This is a genomic window from Pseudomonas oryzihabitans NBRC 102199 (genome assembly GCF_000730625.1).
Taxonomy (GTDB): domain Bacteria; phylum Pseudomonadota; class Gammaproteobacteria; order Pseudomonadales; family Pseudomonadaceae; genus Chryseomonas; species Chryseomonas oryzihabitans.
This window is the reverse complement of sequence record NZ_BBIT01000005.1, coordinates 319,163-334,525: the sequence shown is the minus strand read 5'-3', so window position 1 is coordinate 334,525 and position 15,363 is coordinate 319,163. Positions and strand designations below refer to the sequence as shown.

Genomic DNA, 15,363 nt, shown 5'->3' with positions numbered 1-15,363 from the left:
TCGTGAGCCAGTCCAAGCCCACCGTGCGCACCTTCCAAGACTTGATCCTGGCCTTGCAGCAATACTGGGCCGAGCAGGGCTGCGTGGTACTCCAGCCCTATGACATGGAAGTCGGCGCCGGTACCTTCCACACCGCCACCTTCCTGCGCGCCATCGGTCCCGAGACCTGGAACGCCGCCTATGTGCAGCCCAGCCGCCGCCCCACCGACGGCCGCTACGGCGAGAACCCCAATCGCCTGCAGCACTACTACCAGTTCCAGGTGGTCCTCAAGCCCAATCCGGACAACTTCCAGGAGCTCTACCTGGGCTCCCTGGCCGCCATCGGCCTGGACCCGTTGGTGCACGACGTGCGCTTCGTCGAGGACAACTGGGAATCGCCCACCCTGGGCGCCTGGGGTCTGGGCTGGGAAGTCTGGCTCAACGGCATGGAAGTCACCCAATTCACCTACTTCCAGCAGGCCGGCGGTCTCGAGTGCTACCCCGTGACCGGCGAGATCACCTATGGTCTGGAGCGCCTGGCCATGTACCTGCAGGGCGTGGATTCGGTCTATGACCTGATCTGGGCCGACGGCCCCTTCGGCACCGTGACCTACGGCGACGTCTTCCACCAGAACGAGGTGGAGCAGAGCACCTACAACTTCGAGCACGCCAATGTGCCCAAGCTGTTCGAACTGTTCGACTTCTACGAGTCCGAGGCCAATCGCCTGATCGCCCTGGACCTGCCGCTGCCCACCTACGAGATGGTGCTCAAGGCCTCCCACACCTTCAACCTGCTGGACGCCCGCCGGGCCATCTCGGTGACCGAGCGCCAGCGCTACATCCTGCGCGTGCGCACCCTGGCGCGCAGCGTCGCCCAGGGCTATTTCAAGGCCCGGGCGCGGCTGGGCTTCCCGTTGGCCAGCCCCGCGCTGCGTGACGAGGTCCTGGGTCGCGACGATGTCCAGGCGCTGCTCAAGGAGGGCGAATGATGAGCACCACTCTGGATTTCCTGGTCGAACTGGGTACCGAAGAACTGCCACCCAAGGCGCTCAAGACCCTTGGCGACAGCTTTCTCGCCGGCATCGAGAAGGGCCTCAAGCAGGCCGGTCTCGGCTATGCCGGCGCCCGCGCCTATGCCGCGCCGCGCCGTCTGGCGGTGCTGGTCGAAGCCCTGCAGACCCAGCAGCCCGAGCGTAGCGTCAACCTGGACGGCCCGCCGCTCCAGGCCGCCTTTGGCGCCGATGGCCAGCCGACCCAGGCGGCCCTGGGCTTCGCCCGCAAGTGTGGCGTCGACATCAGCGCCATCGACCGCAGCGGTCCCAAGCTGAGATTCTCCCAGAGCATTCCCGGTCAACCGGCGGCCAGCCTGCTGCCCGGCATCGTCGAAGCCTCCCTGGCCGAGCTGCCGATTCCCAAGCGCATGCGCTGGGCCGCCCGCCGCGAGGAATTCGTGCGTCCCACCCAGTGGCTGGTGATGCTGCTAGGTGACGAGGTGATCGACTGCGAGATCCTGACCCGCCGCGCCGGCCGCGACTCCCGCGGCCATCGCTTCCATCATCCCGAGGCGGTGCGCATCAGCGCCCCGGCCCACTACGCCGCCGATCTGCGCGCCGCCCATGTGCTGGCCGACTTCGCCGAACGGCGTCAGCTGATCGAGTCCCGCGTGGCCGAACTGGCCGCGGCGGAGCAGGGCAGCGCCGTGGTGCCGCCCGCGCTGCTGGACGAGGTGACCGCCCTGGTGGAATGGCCGGTGCCGCTGGTCTGCGCCTTCGAGGAACGCTTCCTCGAGGTGCCCCAGGAAGCCCTGATCACCACCATGCAGGACAACCAGAAGTACTTCTGCCTGCTGGACACCCAGGGCAAGCTCCTGCCGCGCTTCATCACCGTGGCCAACCTGGAGAGCAAGGATCCGGCGCAGATCGTCAGCGGCAACGAGAAGGTGGTCCGCCCCCGTCTCACCGACGCCGAGTTCTTCTTCAAGCAGGACCAGAAGCAGCCGCTGGAAAGCTTCAACGAGCGTCTCAAGAACGTGGTCTTCCAGGCCCAGCTCGGCACCGTCTACGACAAGGCCCAGCGCGTCGCCGCCCTGGCCGCCTTTATCGCCGAACGCATCGGCGGTGATGCCGAGCGCGCCCACCGCGCTGGTGTGCTCGCCAAGTGCGACCTGGCCACCGAGATGGTCGGCGAGTTCCCGGAGATGCAGGGCATCGCCGGCTACTACTACGCCAAAAAGGGCGGCGAGGCCGACGACGTGGCCCTGGCGCTCAACGAGCAGTACATGCCGCGCGGCGCTGGCGCCGAGCTGCCGCAGACCCTGACCGGTGCCGCCGTGGCCCTGGCCGACAAGCTCGACACCCTGGTCGGCATCTTCGGTATCGGCATGCTGCCCACCGGCAGCAAGGACCCCTTCGCCCTGCGCCGTCAGGCCCTGGGGGTGCTGCGCATCCTCATCGAGAAGGGCCTGGAGCTGGATCTGCCGGCCGCCGTCGCCTTCGCCATCGCCGGTTACGGCGAGCGGGTCAAGGCCGCCGGGCTGCAGGAGCAGGTGCTGGACTTCGTCTTCGACCGGCTGCGTGCCCGCTACGAGGACGAAGGCGTCGACACCGCCGCCTACCTGGCCGTGCGGGCCCTGCGCCCGGCTTCGGCGCTGGACTTCGATCAGCGCGTCCAGGCCGTGCAGGCCTTCCGCCGCCTGCCCGAGGCCGAAGCCCTGGCCGCCGCCAACAAGCGCGTCTCCAACCTCCTCGGCAAGTTCGAGGGCACGGTCGCCACCCAGGCCGATGCCGCCCTGTTCGAGACCGACGCCGAGCGCACCCTGGCCGCGGCCATCGCCGATGCCGAACGGGCAGCCGCGCCCCTGGCCGAAGCCCGCCGTTATCGCGAAGCCCTGGAGCGCCTGGCCAGCCTGCGCGCTCCGGTGGATGCCTTCTTCGACGAGGTGCTGGTCAACGCCGAGGACGAGCGCGTCCGCGCCAATCGCTATGCGCTGCTCGCCCACCTGCGTGGCCTGTTCCTGGGCGTCGCCGACATCTCGGTGCTGGGCTAGGGCATGAAGCTGATCGTGCTGGACCGCGATGGCGTCATCAATGTCGATTCCGATGACTACGTGCGCAGCGCCGAGCAGTGGCAACCGCTGCCCGGCAGCCTCGCTGCCATCGCTCGCCTGAACCGGGCCGGTTGGCAGGTGGCCGTGGCCACCAACCAGTCCGGCCTGGCCCGCGGCTACTTTACGGAAGACGACCTGACGGCCATGCACGAGAAACTGCAGCGGCTGCTGGCGGAGGAGGGCGGTCGGGTCGACCTGATCCTGCACTGCCCCCATGGCCCGGAAGCGGGCTGCGACTGCCGCAAGCCGCTGCCCGGCCTGTTTCGCGCCATCGCCCACCACTATGGCCGTGCCGACCTGAGCGGCGTGCCGGTGGTGGGCGACAGCCTGCGCGATCTGGAAGCCGGCGTGGCCCTTGGCTGCACACCCTGTCTGGTGCGGACCGGCAAGGGTGAACGCACCCTGGCCAAGCCTTTGCCAGCCGGCACCCGGGTCTTCGCCGACCTGGCCGCGGTGGCTGATCACCTGCTCGAGGAAGCGCCCTGATGCGGCTCTTGCGTACCCTGTTGTTCTATGTGCTGCTGGGAACCAGCGGCATCCTCTGGTCCTGCGTCAGCCTGCTGATCGCGCCCTTCCTGGCCTATCGCGCCCGCTATCGGCTGGTGGTCAAGGCCTGGACCGGTTTCGCCGTCTGGCTGGCCAAGGTCATCTGCGGCATCCGTTACGAGATCGAAGGCCTGGAAAACGTCCCGGCGCAGCCCTGCGTGATCGTGGCCAATCACCAGAGCACCTGGGAAACCTTTTTTCTGTCCGCCCAGTTCGAGCCCACCTCCCAGGTGATCAAGCGCGAATTGCTGCGGATTCCCTTCTTTGGCTGGGCCTTCTCGCTGCTCAAGCCGATCGCCATCGACCGCGACAATGGCAAGCTGGCCCTGCAGCAGCTGACGGAGCAGGGCGGTCGCTACCTGGCCCAGGGTTGCTGGGTGCTGATCTTTCCCCAGGGCACCCGCATCGATCATGGCCAGATGGGCAAGTTCTCTCGCGGTGGCGCCGCCCTGGCCTGCAGCCTGAACGTGCCCATCCTGCCCATCGCCCATGACGCCGGTGCCTACTGGCCCAATCGCTCCTGGATCAAGTCGCCGGGGACCATCAAGGTCAGCATCGGTCCGCTGCTCCATCCCCAGGGTCAGGATCCGCGCGCCATCGTCGATCTCAATGCCCGCTGCTTCGCCTTCATCGAACAGGCCCTGGCGACCAAGCCCGACGCCAGTCCCGCCCGCGCTGCGTAGCCTGACCGCCAGGCCGCGAGGCCTGGCCGTTTTCCACCTCTTTTCCGCCCTTTTCCCACAGACTTATCCACAGGCTGTCATGAGCCTTTGGTGTGGGCGGATTTTGGCCCGCTACCTCGGATGAGTCTTCATCCACAAGTACCGACAAGCTTATTCCCAGGCTTATCCACAGGATCATCCGTTATAGCCTGTGTCTCTATGCCGCATGGCACGGCCTCTTTACGCAAATTTTCTGTGATGATCAAAAGCGGCTGAGGAAAACTATCCACAAAACCTCTGGCTATAAGATGAACGGCGTTCGCTCCTGGGGAACGAAACGCTGCGGCTCTCTAGGCAGAATGTTTTCCACAAAAAAGCCCCGCATAGCGGGGCTTGTGCATAACCGCGGGATCAGACGTCGAGGTTCGACACGGCCAGGGCGTTGCTCTCGATGAAGTCGCGGCGCGGCTCCACCTGATCGCCCATCAGGGTGTTGAAGATCTGATCGGCGGCGATGGCGTCCTCGATGGTCACCTGCAGCATGCGGCGCACGTTCGGGTCCATGGTGGTTTCCCACAGCTGATCCGGATTCATCTCGCCCAGGCCCTTGTAGCGCTGGATGTTGAATCTCTTGCTGGTCTCCACCATCAGCCATTCCCAGGCTTCCTTGAAGGTGCTGACCGGGCGCCGGCGTTCGCCGCGCTTGGCGTAGGCGCCTTCCTCCAGCAGGTTGTCCAGCTGGGCGGCCAGCTCGGTCACCAGGCGGTAATCGTTGCTGCCGAAGAAATCCCGGTTGAAAGTGACGTAGCTGGACAGGCCGTGGGCACGGGTCTCGACCTCCGGCAGCCACAGGCTGCGCTCGCGGTCTTCGCGCAGGCTGAGGGTGTAGGTGGTGCCATTGCGCTCGGCAGCCTTCAGGCGCGTTTCCAGGCCGGTCAGCCACTGGCGCATGGCCGCCTCGTCACCCAGCTGCTCCACGCCCACGCGGGGCAGGTACAGCAGGTGTTCGCTGACGTCGGCCGGATAGAGGCGCGACAGGCGCTTGAAGGTCTTCATCACCTGGCGATAGCTGTTCACCAGCTTCTCGAGTTCCACGCCGGACAGGCCCGGGGCGTTCTCGTTGACGTGCAGGCTGGCTTCCTCGAGGGCGGTCTGGGTCAGGTATTCCTCCATCGCCTCGTCGTCCTTGATGTACTGCTCCTGCTTGCCACGCTTCACCTTGTACAGCGGCGGCTGAGCGATGTAGATGTAGCCCCGCTCGATCAGCAGCGGCATCTGGCGGAAGAAGAAGGTCAGCAGCAGGGTACGGATGTGCGATCCGTCGACGTCAGCATCGGTCATGATGATGATGTTGTGGTAGCGCAGCTTGTCGATGTTGAACTCTTCGCGACCGATACCGCAGCCCAGCGCGGTGATCAGGGTGCCCACCTCCTGGGAGGAGAGCATCTTGTCGAAGCGGGCCTTCTCGACGTTGAGGATCTTGCCCTTGAGCGGCAGGATCGCCTGGGTGCGCCGGTTGCGGCCCTGCTTGGCCGAACCACCGGCGGAGTCACCCTCCACGATGTAGAGTTCGGACAGCGCCGGATCCTTCTCCTGGCAGTCCGCCAGCTTGCCGGGCAGACCGGCGATGTCCAGGGCGCCCTTGCGGCGGGTCATCTCCCGCGCCTTGCGCGCCGCTTCCCGGGCCCGGGCCGCGTCGATCATCTTGCCGACCACCGCCTTGGCTTCGTTGGGATTCTCCAGCAGGAAGTCGGAGAAGTACTTGCCCATCTCCTGTTCCACCGCGGTCTTCACCTCGGAGGAGACCAGCTTGTCCTTGGTCTGGGAGGAGAACTTGGGATCCGGCACCTTGACCGAGATGATGGCGGTCAGGCCTTCGCGGGCGTCGTCACCGGTGGTGGCCACCTTGAACTTCTTGGCCAGGCCCTCGGCCTCGATGTAGTTGTTCAGGTTGCGCGTCAGTGCCGAGCGGAAGCCCGCCAGGTGGGTACCGCCGTCGCGCTGGGGAATGTTGTTGGTGAAGCAGAGGATGTTCTCGTTGAAGCTGTCGTTCCACTGCAGGGCCACTTCCACGCCGACGCCATCGTCTTCGCGCTGCACCTGGAAATGGAACACCTCGTTCACCGCGGTCTTGTTGGTGTTGAGGTAATCGACGAAGGCACGCAGGCCGCCTTCGTACTTGAACAGCTCTTCCTTGCCGCTGCGCTCGTCGCGCAGAACGATGCCGACGCCGGAGTTGAGAAAGGACAGCTCGCGAATCCGCTTGGCCAGGATGTCCCAGCTGAACTGGATGTTGCTGAAGGTCTCGGCGGACGGCTTGAAGTGCACCTGGGTACCGGTGGTGTCGGTCTCGCCGATCACCGCCAGCGGTGCCTGGGGCACGCCATGCACATAGACCTGCTCCCACACCTGGCCGGCGCGGCGAATGGTCAGCCGCAGCTCCTCGGACAGGGCGTTCACCACCGAGACGCCCACGCCGTGCAGGCCGCCGGACACCTTGTAGGTGTTGTCGTCGAACTTACCGCCGGCGTGCAGCACGGTCATGATGACCTCGGCCGCGGAAACGCCTTCTTCCTTGTGGATATCCACCGGGATGCCGCGACCGTTGTCGCGCACGGTGATGGATTCGTCCATGTGGATGGTGATGCTGATCTCGCTGCAGAAGCCGGCCAGGGCCTCGTCGATGGAGTTGTCCACCACCTCGAAGACCATGTGGTGCAGGCCGGTGCCGTCATCGGTGTCGCCGATGTACATGCCGGGGCGCTTGCGCACGGCATCCAGTCCCTTCAGCACCTTGATGCTGGAAGAGTCGTAGGTATTGGTCTCGCTCATGCTTGGCTCCCGCTAGTGTGGGTCTGCTTGATATGGCCGTGTTCCACGTGAAACACGCTGACCTCTGTCTCCGGCCGCCAGGCGGCCTGTAGCGTCTCGCGCTCGACACAGGTGATGAAGACTTGGCACTCCAGTGCCTCCAGCAGCCGGCACAAGGCCAGCCGGTGTCCCTCGTCCAGTTCCGAGGGCAGGTCGTCGATGAGATAGACGCACTGGCCCCGCTTGACCTGGTTGACCAGCCGCCCCTGGGCGATGCGCAGTGCGCACACCACCAGCTTCTGCTGGCCGCGCGACAGGATGTCCGCCGCGTTGTGATTGCCGATGCGGATCCGCAGGTCGGCGCGCTGGGGACCGGCCTGGGTATGCCCCAGCTGCAGATCCCGCGGCAAGCTATCCGCCAGCACCTCGCGCAGATCGCGCTCGCGGTCCCAGCCGCGGTAGTAACTCAGGGTCAGGCCGTCGAGCTGGATCAGCTCGGCCAGCACCGCGGTGAATTCCGGTTTCAGGCGCTGGATATAGGCCTGGCGAAAGCCATCGATCTCGGCACTGGCCAGGGCCAGTTCCTGATCCCAGGCGGCCTGCGCCGCAGGGTCGATTTTACCACGTCTGAGCCAGTGATTTCGCTGCCTGAGCGCCTTTTGCAGGCGTTGCCATAGGGGCAGAAAACGCTGTTCCTCGTGGAACACGCCCCAGTCGAGAAACTGCCGTCTGATCTTGGGACTGCCTTCGAGCAGCCGGAAGCCGTCGGGGTTGATCAGCTGCAGCGGCAGCACCTCGGCCAGCTGCGCCGCACTGCGGGCATTCTCGCCATTGATGCGGATCTGGTAGTCGCCGCCGCGCTCGCGCTGGATGCCCAGGTTGCAGTCCTGGCCCCCCGGCAGCCGTACCTGGCCGAACACCGTGCAGCTGGCCTGCTCGTGCTGGATGACCGGCGCAAGCTTGGTGCTGCGAAAGGAGCGGGCCAGGCCCAGCAGGTGGATGGCTTCCAGCAGGCTGGTCTTGCCGCTGCCGTTGGCGCCGTGCAGCAGGTTGACCCGGGGCGAGGGCTGAAGCGCGACCGCCTGCAGATTGCGCAGGCGGTCGGCGTTGAAGCGGATCAGCGTCATCGAGCGGCGATCAGAGGCGCATCGGCATCACGACATAGGAGGAATCGTCGTTGCCCGCCTCCTGCAACAGCGCACTGCTGCTGGAATCGGACAGGGTGATGCGCACCTGGTCGGTGGTCATCACGCCGAGCACGTCGAGCAGGTAACTGACGTTGAAGCCGATCTCCAGGCTGCCGCCGTCGTAATCGACCTGCAGTTCTTCCTCGGCCTCTTCCTGCTCCGGGTTGTTGGCCTGGATCTTCATGAAGCCGTTTTCCAGCTGCAGGCGGATACCGCGGTACTTCTCGTTGGAGAGAATGGCGGTGCGGCTGAACGCCTCGCGCAGGTGCTGACGTTCGCCCAGCACCAGCTTGTCGCCATGCCGCGGCAGGACGCGCTCGTAGTCGGGGAACTTGCCGTCCACCAGCTTGGAGGTAAAGGTGAAGTCCCCTGTGGTGGCGCGGATATGGTGCTGGCCCAGCACCACGTTGACCGGCTCTTCCGGTTCGGTGAGCAGGCGCGACAATTCCAGGATGCCCTTGCGCGGCACGATGACCTGGTGCTTCTCGGCCTGGTCGACGTCGGCTTCCAGCATGCACATGGCCAGGCGGTGACCATCGGTGGCCACGGCGCGCAGGCGCCCGGTGCTGGCTTCCAGCAGCATGCCGTTGAGGTAGTAGCGCACGTCCTGCTGGGCCATGGCGAAGCCGGTGCGCTCGATCAGCCGGCGCAGGCGCCCCTGGGGAATGCTGAACTTCAGCGAACCCGGACCTTCCTCCACGGTGGGGAAGTCGTTGGCCGGCAGGGTGGACAGGGTGAAACGGCTGCGTCCGGCGCGGATCAGCAGCTTCTGCTCCTCGGTGCGGATGTCGATCAGCGCATCGGGCTGCAGGCTCTTGCAGATATCCATCAGCTTGCGCGCCGGCACGGTGATCTCGCCGGCTTCGGCGGCTTCTTCCAGATCGACCCGGCCAACCAGCTCGACTTCCAGGTCGGTACCGGTCAGCGACAGCCGCTGGCCTTCAACGACCAGAAGTACGTTGGACAGCACCGGCAGCGTTTGCCGACGTTCCACGACACCGGCCACCAGCTGCAGCGGTTTCAACAGGGCTTCGCGTTGAATGGTGAAATGCATGGTCAGGTCCTTGCCAGGGCCGCGTCCGTCAGGTCGTCAGGGTACGCAGCAGGTTCTTGTAATCCTCGCGGATATCCGCGTCGGATTCCCGAAGTTCGGCGATCTTGCGACAGGCGTGCAACACCGTCGTGTGATCGCGTCCGCCAAAGGCGTCGCCGATTTCCGGCAGGCTGTGGTTGGTCAGCTCCTTGGACAGCGCCATGGCGACCTGCCGCGGCCGGGCCACCGAACGCGAGCGGCGTTTGGACAGCAGATCGGCGATCTTGATCTTGTAGTACTCGGCCGCGGTGCGCTGGATGTTGTCGATGCTGACCAGCTTGTCCTGCAGCGCCAGGAGATCCTTGAGCGATTCGCGGATCAGCTCGATGGTGATGTCGCGGCCCATGAAGTGGGCATGGGCGATCACCCGCTTGAGCGCGCCTTCCAGTTCCCGCACGTTGGAGCGGATGCGCTGGGCGATAAAGAAGGCGGCGTCGTGGGGTAGATCGACCTTGGCCTGGTCGGCCTTCTTCATCAGGATCGCCACCCGCGTTTCCAGCTCCGGGGGCTCCACCGCCACGGTGAGACCCCAGCCGAAGCGCGACTTGAGCCGCTCTTCCAGGCCGTCGATCTCCTTGGGATAGCGGTCGCTGGTGAGGATCACCTGTTGTCCACCTTCGAGCAGGGCATTGAAGGTGTGGAAAAACTCTTCCTGCGAACGCTCCTTGCGGGCGAAGAACTGGATGTCGTCGATCAGCAGCGCGTCCACCGAGCGGTAGAAGCGCTTGAATTCGTTGATGGCGTTTAGCTGCAGCGCCTTGACCATGTCGGCGACGAAGCGCTCCGAATGCAGATAGACGATCTTGGCGTTCGGATTGCGCTTGAGCAGGTGGTTGCCCACCGCGTGCATCAGGTGGGTCTTACCCAGACCCACGCCCCCATAAAGGAAGAGCGGGTTGTAGCCGTGCTTGGGATTGTCCGCCACCTGCCAGGCCGCGGCGCGGGCCAGCTGGTTGGACTTGCCCTCGACGAAGTTCTCGAAGGTGAAGGTACGGTTCAGGTAGCTGGTGTGCTTGAGCGCGCCTTCCACCTGCACGGTACGTTCGGTCTTGACCGCCGGCTCGTCGGCCTCGGCCAGTTCCGCGGTCACGTCTTCCAGGGCGACGCCCGCGGTGACGATGTCCGACTGGATCGGCTGCGGAGCCTGCACCGGAGGAGGCAGCGGGGTGCTCTGGCTGCTTGGCGTCTGCGCCGGACGCGGCTTGTTGCTGCGCTTGCTGCCGATCAACAGGGACAGCACCGGGGCGATGCCGTCGTCGGCATGTTCCTCGAGCAATTCGAGGATGCGGCTCAGGTACTTCTCGTTGACCCAGTCGAGCACGAAGCGATTGGGCGCGAACACCCGCAGCTCATCCCCTTCCGCTTCCACCTGCAGTGGCCGGATCCAGGTATTGAATTGTTGCGAAGGCAGCTCGTCGCGCAGCACATCCACGCAACGTTGCCAGAGTTCGACCGACACAGCGTCTCCCAAGAACTGGAGCGGCCCGGACGGGCCATGAGCAAACGCCCATTGTATCCCTCCCCACCCGGGTTATCCACATGACCGCGCAGTTTCCCAACAGATAGCCGTCACGAAGGCAACGGGCGGACGCACGACCGTCAGCTCTGTGGATAACGCCGTCTGACCTCTCTGGACATCCCGGGGCTTTTCGCTGTGGATAATCCTGCTGTGCGTAACAGCCTTGCTTATCCACAGCCTCTCAGCAGGCAGAGCACCCGAACTGCACCTGTTGAAAACAGACTTTCCGTCCCCGCTCCGGTCAGAGCCCGTCTGGCCTGGCACGATCTATCCACAGAAATCCGCTGCACCATACATATTCACTTCAACAGTCTTTTAAAACCTTCTGACCTGTTGATTTTATTTGCGCGGTCTCCTGTCAGCCGGTGCTGGTTGGAAATTGACCTGTACCGAGGCTTTCTCTAGAATCGCCGGTCTCTTTGCGCGGGGCACTCATGCCTTGCCGCTTTCACCTAGGTAAAAGTCCATGAAACGCACCTTCCAACCCAGCACCCTGAAGCGCGCCCGTGTCCACGGTTTCCGTGCTCGTATGGCAACCAAGAACGGCCGTCAGGTTCTGTCCCGTCGCCGTGCCAAAGGCCGCAAGCGTCTGGCGATCTGATTGCCCGGTCAGGTGGTGAGTCAGGATTTCGGTCGGGACAGGCGCTTACTGAGCTCCCAACAGTTCCAAGCGGTCTTTGACTCTCCCACCCACAAGGCATCCGGCAAGCACCTGCTGCTGCTCGCCCATGCCAATGGGCTCGACCATTCCCGCCTCGGGCTGGTCATCGGCAAGAAGAGCGTCAAGCTTTCTGTCGAGCGCAATCGCATCAAGCGGGTCATCCGGGATTCCTTCCGTCTGAATCAGGACCGCCTGGGCAGCTTCGATCTGGTCTTCGTCGCCCGCAAGGGACTTGGCGAAGTCGACAATCCCGAATTGCACGATCAGCTGCTGCAACTGTGGAAACGTCTCAATCGCCAGGCGAGCAAGACCGTTGCCCACCCAATCGACAGTCCCGACGGTGCTCATGCGTAAACCGGCCCTGCTGCTGATTCGCTTCTACCGTTACGCCATCAGCCCCATGATGGCCAGTCACTGTCGTTTCTATCCGACCTGTTCCGGTTACGCCCTCGAAGCCATCGAGCGCCACGGGCTGCTGCGTGGTGGCTGGCTGACCACACGGCGACTGTGCCGGTGCCATCCCTGGCACTCAGGCGGATATGATCCCGTTCCTCCCGCAAAGAACCCAGCCCCGACCTCTTCGATGGCCGAGTAAACATGGATATCAAGCGCCCGCTACTCATTGCCGCCTTGGCGATCGTGTCCTACACCCTGGTTTTCCAGTGGAACAAGGATTACGGCCAGGCCGATCTGCCCACGGCCAAGACGCAGACCAGCGTCCTGCCGGGCGATACCCCCAACGTGCCCACCGACGTACCGGCCGATGCCAAGGCCGCGGCGCCAGTGGACAACTCGGCCGCCCAACCGAGCACCGCGCTCATCAAGGTGCGTACCGACGTCCTGGATCTGGCCATCGATCCGCGCGGTGGTGACATCGTCCAGCTCGGACTGGTGCAGTACCCCCGTCGCCAGGACCACCCCGACGTTCCCTTCATGCTGTTCGACAACGGCAACGAGCGTCTCTATCTGGCCCAGAGCGGCCTGACCGGTGCCAACGGACCCGATGCCAACAGCGCCGGTCGTCCGCTGTACACCTCGGCGCAGTCCAGCTACGTGCTCGCCGATGGCCAGCCGCAACTGGTGGTGGATCTCAAGTACCAGGCCAATGGCGTGGACTACACCAAGAGATTCACCTTCCACCGGGGCCTGAAGGTCGATTGTTCGGACGCCGAGAAGGCGCAGAAGAAGATCACCTGCATCAATCCGGACGCCTACCAGATCCAGGTCAGCTACCTGATCGACAACCACAGCGCCAACGCCTGGAACGGCGTGCTCTACGCCCAGCTCAAGCGTGACAAGAGCGGCGATCCCTCGGCCACCACCGCCACCGGCGTGTCCACCTACCTGGGCGCCGCGGTCGGTACCCCGGCCGAGCCCTATCGCAAGGTGTCCATGAGCGACATGGACAAGAACCGCCTGCAGGAATCCGTGCAGGGCGGCTGGGTGGGTTGGCTGCAGCACTACTTCGTCACCGCCTGGGTGCCGAACAAGGATGAGCAGCACCAGATCACCACCCGCAAGGATGCCCAGGGCAACTACATCGTCGGCTTCACCGGTCCGCAGTTCAGCGTGCCGGCGGGTGGCAAGGGCGAGACCTCACTGACCCTCTATGCCGGTCCGAAGATCCAGGAGCACCTCAAGACCCTGTCCCACGGCCTGGAACTGACGGTCGACTACGGCTTCCTGTGGTTCATCGCCCAGCCGATCTTCTGGCTGCTGCAGCATATCCACAGCATCCTGGGTAACTGGGGCTGGTCGATCATCGTCCTGACCATCATCATCAAGATGCTGTTCTTCCCGCTGTCCGCCGCCAGCTACCGTTCCATGGCGCGCATGCGTGCCGTCGGCCCGCGACTGCAGGCGCTGAAGGAACAGTATGGCGACGATCGCCAGAAGATGTCCCAGGCGATGATGGAGCTGTACCGCAAGGAGAAGATCAATCCCCTGGGTGGCTGCCTGCCCATCGTGGTGCAGATGCCGGTGTTCCTGGCACTGTACTGGGTGCTGCTGGAAAGCGTCGAGATGCGCCAGTCGCCCTGGATGTTCTGGATCACCGACCTGTCGGCCAAGGATCCCTTCTTCATCCTGCCGATCATCATGGGCGGTACCATGCTGGTGCAGCAGATGCTGAACCCGGCACCGCCGGATCCCATGCAGGCCAAGGTCATGAAGATGATGCCGATCATCTTCACCTTCTTCTTCCTGTGGTTCCCGGCCGGTCTGGTGCTGTACTGGATCGTCAACAACTGCCTGTCGATCCTGCAGCAGTGGTACATTACCCGGAAGATCGAGGCGGCCAGCAAGAAGGCCTGACCCCGCTCATTCTGTCCACACGACGCCCCTTGATTGGGGCGTCGTGCTTTCTGGAGGATCGTCATGTCCCTGCCTTCCGACAGTATCGCCGCCATCGCCACCGCCACCGGGCGCGGCGGGGTCGGCATCGTCCGCGTCTCCGGTCCCCTGGCCGCCCCGCTGGCGCGGGCGATCTGCGGCCGCGAGCTGCCGCCCCGGCATGCCCACTACGGCAACTTCCTCGCCGCCGACGGCAGCGTGCTGGACGCCGGCATCGCGCTGTTCTTTCCCGGTCCCAACTCCTTCACCGGCGAAGACGTGCTGGAACTCCAGGGCCATGGCGGCCCGGTGATCCTCGACCTGCTGCTGCGCCGCACACTGGAAGAGGGCGCCCGCCTGGCCCGCCCGGGTGAATTCAGCGAACGCGCCTTTCTCAACGACAAGCTCGACCTGGCGCAGGCCGAAGCCATCGCCGACCTCATCGAGGCGAGCACCGAACAGGCGGCGCGCAATGCCCTGCGTTCGCTGCAGGGCGAATTCTCGCGCCGGGTGGAGAGCCTGGTCGAACAGCTGATCCGCCTGCGCATCTATGTCGAGGCGGCCATCGACTTTCCCGAGGAAGAGATCGACTTCCTCGCCGACGGCCGGGTCCAGGGCCTGCTGGAGGGCGTCCAGGCCGAGCTGCACGAGGTCCAGCGCGAAGCCAACCGCGGCGCCCTGCTGCGCGACGGCATGACCGTGGTGATCGCCGGTCGCCCCAATGCAGGCAAGTCCAGCCTGCTCAACGCCCTGGCCGGGCGTGAGGCCGCCATCGTCACCGACATCGCCGGCACCACCCGGGATGTCCTGCGCGAACATATCCACCTAGATGGCATGCCGCTGCATGTGGTCGATACCGCCGGCCTGCGCGACACCAGCGACCGGGTCGAGCAGATCGGGGTCCAGCGCGCCCTGGATGCCATTGCCGGCGCCGACCGGGTGCTGCTGGTGGTGGACGCCAGCGCTCCGGAAGCCCGGGATCCCCAGGCGCTCTGGCCGGAACTGCTGAGCACCCGGCCGCCGCTGGACAAGCTGACGGTGATCCGCAACAAGGCCGACCTCACCGGTGAGCCCACCGGGCTGCTGGCGACCGAGCCGGTCGAGATCAGTCTCAGCGCCACCGATGGCGCCGGTATCGAAGCCCTGCGCGAGCATCTCAAGGCCTGCATGGGCTTCGAACAGACCACCGAAGGCGGCTTCAGCGCCCGCCGCCGCCATCTGGATGCCCTGCAGCGGGCCGCCAGCGCCCTGGACCACGGCTATCGCCAACTCACCCTGGCCGGCTCCGGCGAACTGCTGGCCGAAGACCTGCGCCAGGCCCAGCAGGTGCTTGGCGAGATCACCGGCGCCTTCAGCTCCGACGACCTGCTCGGGCGCATCTTCTCCAGCTTCTGCATCGGCAAATAGCCTCCCGCCCGCCGTTCCCGGCCTGTGCAACGCAGGCCTTGGCTGTCCTCATCCCCCCTTT

The 15,363-nt window shown here is 64.9% G+C and carries 13 protein-coding genes; 9 read left to right on the top strand and 4 right to left on the bottom strand.

The features are described 5' to 3' along the window. Positions 1 to 2: 2 nt before the first annotated feature. Genes glyQ through POR01S_RS07785 form a run of 4 tightly spaced genes read left to right on the top strand, consistent with a single transcriptional unit; the run spans position 3 to position 4,314 of the window. Positions 3 to 968: a glycine--tRNA ligase subunit alpha gene (gene glyQ / locus POR01S_RS07800; RefSeq protein WP_027598728.1), complete on the top strand. Its 966-nt coding sequence runs from the start codon at positions 3 to 5 to the stop codon at positions 966 to 968. Further along, positions 968 to 3,025: a glycine--tRNA ligase subunit beta gene (gene glyS / locus POR01S_RS07795; protein ID WP_042134980.1), complete on the top strand. Its 2,058-nt coding sequence runs from the start codon at positions 968 to 970 to the stop codon at positions 3,023 to 3,025. Before glyQ ends, glyS begins: the two co-directional genes overlap by 1 nt. A 3-nt stretch (positions 3,026 to 3,028) precedes the next feature. After that, the gene (gmhB, locus tag POR01S_RS07790) at positions 3,029 to 3,571 is read left to right on the top strand and encodes a D-glycero-beta-D-manno-heptose 1,7-bisphosphate 7-phosphatase (RefSeq protein ID WP_027600506.1); all 543 of its coding nucleotides are present in this window, start codon (positions 3,029 to 3,031) and stop codon (positions 3,569 to 3,571) included. After that, positions 3,571 to 4,314, top strand: a complete 744-nt coding sequence (locus POR01S_RS07785) for a lysophospholipid acyltransferase family protein (protein ID WP_027598725.1) — start codon at positions 3,571 to 3,573, stop codon at positions 4,312 to 4,314. Before gmhB ends, POR01S_RS07785 begins: the two co-directional genes overlap by 1 nt. A 390-nt stretch (positions 4,315 to 4,704) precedes the next feature. Here the strand turns inward: POR01S_RS07785 and gyrB are convergent, their stop codons facing one another. From gyrB to dnaA, 4 genes are read right to left on the bottom strand one after another with little or no spacing between them, the layout of a single operon-like run. Then, positions 4,705 to 7,125 (bottom strand): DNA topoisomerase (ATP-hydrolyzing) subunit B, encoded by a 2,421-nt coding sequence (gene gyrB, locus POR01S_RS07780; protein WP_042134978.1) that lies wholly within the window; start codon positions 7,123 to 7,125, stop codon positions 4,705 to 4,707. After that, complete coding sequence (recF, locus tag POR01S_RS07775; RefSeq protein ID WP_007160137.1) at positions 7,122 to 8,231, bottom strand: DNA replication/repair protein RecF; 1,110 nt, start codon at positions 8,229 to 8,231, stop codon at positions 7,122 to 7,124. Before recF ends, gyrB begins: the two co-directional genes overlap by 4 nt. Positions 8,232 to 8,241: 10 nt before the next feature. Beyond that, complete coding sequence (gene dnaN / locus POR01S_RS07770) at positions 8,242 to 9,345, bottom strand: DNA polymerase III subunit beta (RefSeq protein ID WP_007160136.1); 1,104 nt, start codon at positions 9,343 to 9,345, stop codon at positions 8,242 to 8,244. Between the two features lie 28 nt (positions 9,346 to 9,373). After that, complete coding sequence (gene dnaA, locus POR01S_RS07765) at positions 9,374 to 10,843, bottom strand: chromosomal replication initiator protein DnaA (protein ID WP_007160135.1); 1,470 nt, start codon at positions 10,841 to 10,843, stop codon at positions 9,374 to 9,376. Positions 10,844 to 11,369: 526 nt separating this feature from the next. Between dnaA and rpmH the strand changes: the two genes are divergently transcribed. The 5 genes from rpmH (at position 11,370) to mnmE (ending at position 15,302) form a co-directional block, all read left to right on the top strand. Continuing rightward, positions 11,370 to 11,504, top strand: coding sequence for a 50S ribosomal protein L34 (rpmH, locus tag POR01S_RS07760; RefSeq protein WP_007160134.1), 135 nt, complete (start codon positions 11,370 to 11,372; stop codon positions 11,502 to 11,504). Between the two features lie 12 nt (positions 11,505 to 11,516). Further along, positions 11,517 to 11,918: a ribonuclease P protein component gene (rnpA, locus tag POR01S_RS07755; protein WP_042135436.1), complete on the top strand. Its 402-nt coding sequence runs from the start codon at positions 11,517 to 11,519 to the stop codon at positions 11,916 to 11,918. Next, positions 11,911 to 12,159 carry a membrane protein insertion efficiency factor YidD gene (yidD, locus tag POR01S_RS23365; RefSeq protein WP_007160132.1) on the top strand — a complete coding sequence of 83 codons (249 nt, stop codon included), beginning with the start codon at positions 11,911 to 11,913 and terminating at the stop codon, positions 12,157 to 12,159. The genes rnpA and yidD overlap by 8 nt, the downstream gene beginning before the upstream one ends. Before the next feature lie 2 nt (positions 12,160 to 12,161). Beyond that, positions 12,162 to 13,877 (top strand): membrane protein insertase YidC, encoded by a 1,716-nt coding sequence (gene yidC, locus POR01S_RS07750; RefSeq protein WP_027598723.1) that lies wholly within the window; start codon positions 12,162 to 12,164, stop codon positions 13,875 to 13,877. A 63-nt stretch (positions 13,878 to 13,940) separates the two neighbouring features. Further along, positions 13,941 to 15,302 carry a tRNA uridine-5-carboxymethylaminomethyl(34) synthesis GTPase MnmE gene (gene mnmE, locus POR01S_RS07745; protein ID WP_042134974.1) on the top strand — a complete coding sequence of 454 codons (1,362 nt, stop codon included), beginning with the start codon at positions 13,941 to 13,943 and terminating at the stop codon, positions 15,300 to 15,302. The last annotated feature ends 61 nt before the right edge of the window (positions 15,303 to 15,363 follow it).

Bases quoted from the DNA above. Each gene is read 5' to 3' on its own strand.
- gyrB (WP_042134978.1), bottom strand. From the start codon at position 7,125: ATGAGCGAGACCAATACCTACGACTCTTCCAGCATCAAGGTGCTGAAG.
- gmhB (WP_027600506.1), top strand. From the start codon at position 3,029: ATGAAGCTGATCGTGCTGGACCGCGATGGCGTCATCAATGTCGATTCC.
- yidC (WP_027598723.1), top strand. From the start codon at position 12,162: ATGGATATCAAGCGCCCGCTACTCATTGCCGCCTTGGCGATCGTGTCC.
- POR01S_RS07785 (WP_027598725.1), top strand. From the start codon at position 3,571: ATGCGGCTCTTGCGTACCCTGTTGTTCTATGTGCTGCTGGGAACCAGC.
- rpmH (WP_007160134.1), top strand. From the start codon at position 11,370: ATGAAACGCACCTTCCAACCCAGCACCCTGAAGCGCGCCCGTGTCCAC.
- mnmE (WP_042134974.1), top strand. From the start codon at position 13,941: ATGTCCCTGCCTTCCGACAGTATCGCCGCCATCGCCACCGCCACCGGG.
- recF (WP_007160137.1), bottom strand. From the start codon at position 8,231: ATGACGCTGATCCGCTTCAACGCCGACCGCCTGCGCAATCTGCAGGCG.
- yidD (WP_007160132.1), top strand. From the start codon at position 11,911: ATGCGTAAACCGGCCCTGCTGCTGATTCGCTTCTACCGTTACGCCATC.
- dnaN (WP_007160136.1), bottom strand. From the start codon at position 9,345: ATGCATTTCACCATTCAACGCGAAGCCCTGTTGAAACCGCTGCAGCTG.
- glyS (WP_042134980.1), top strand. From the start codon at position 968: ATGAGCACCACTCTGGATTTCCTGGTCGAACTGGGTACCGAAGAACTG.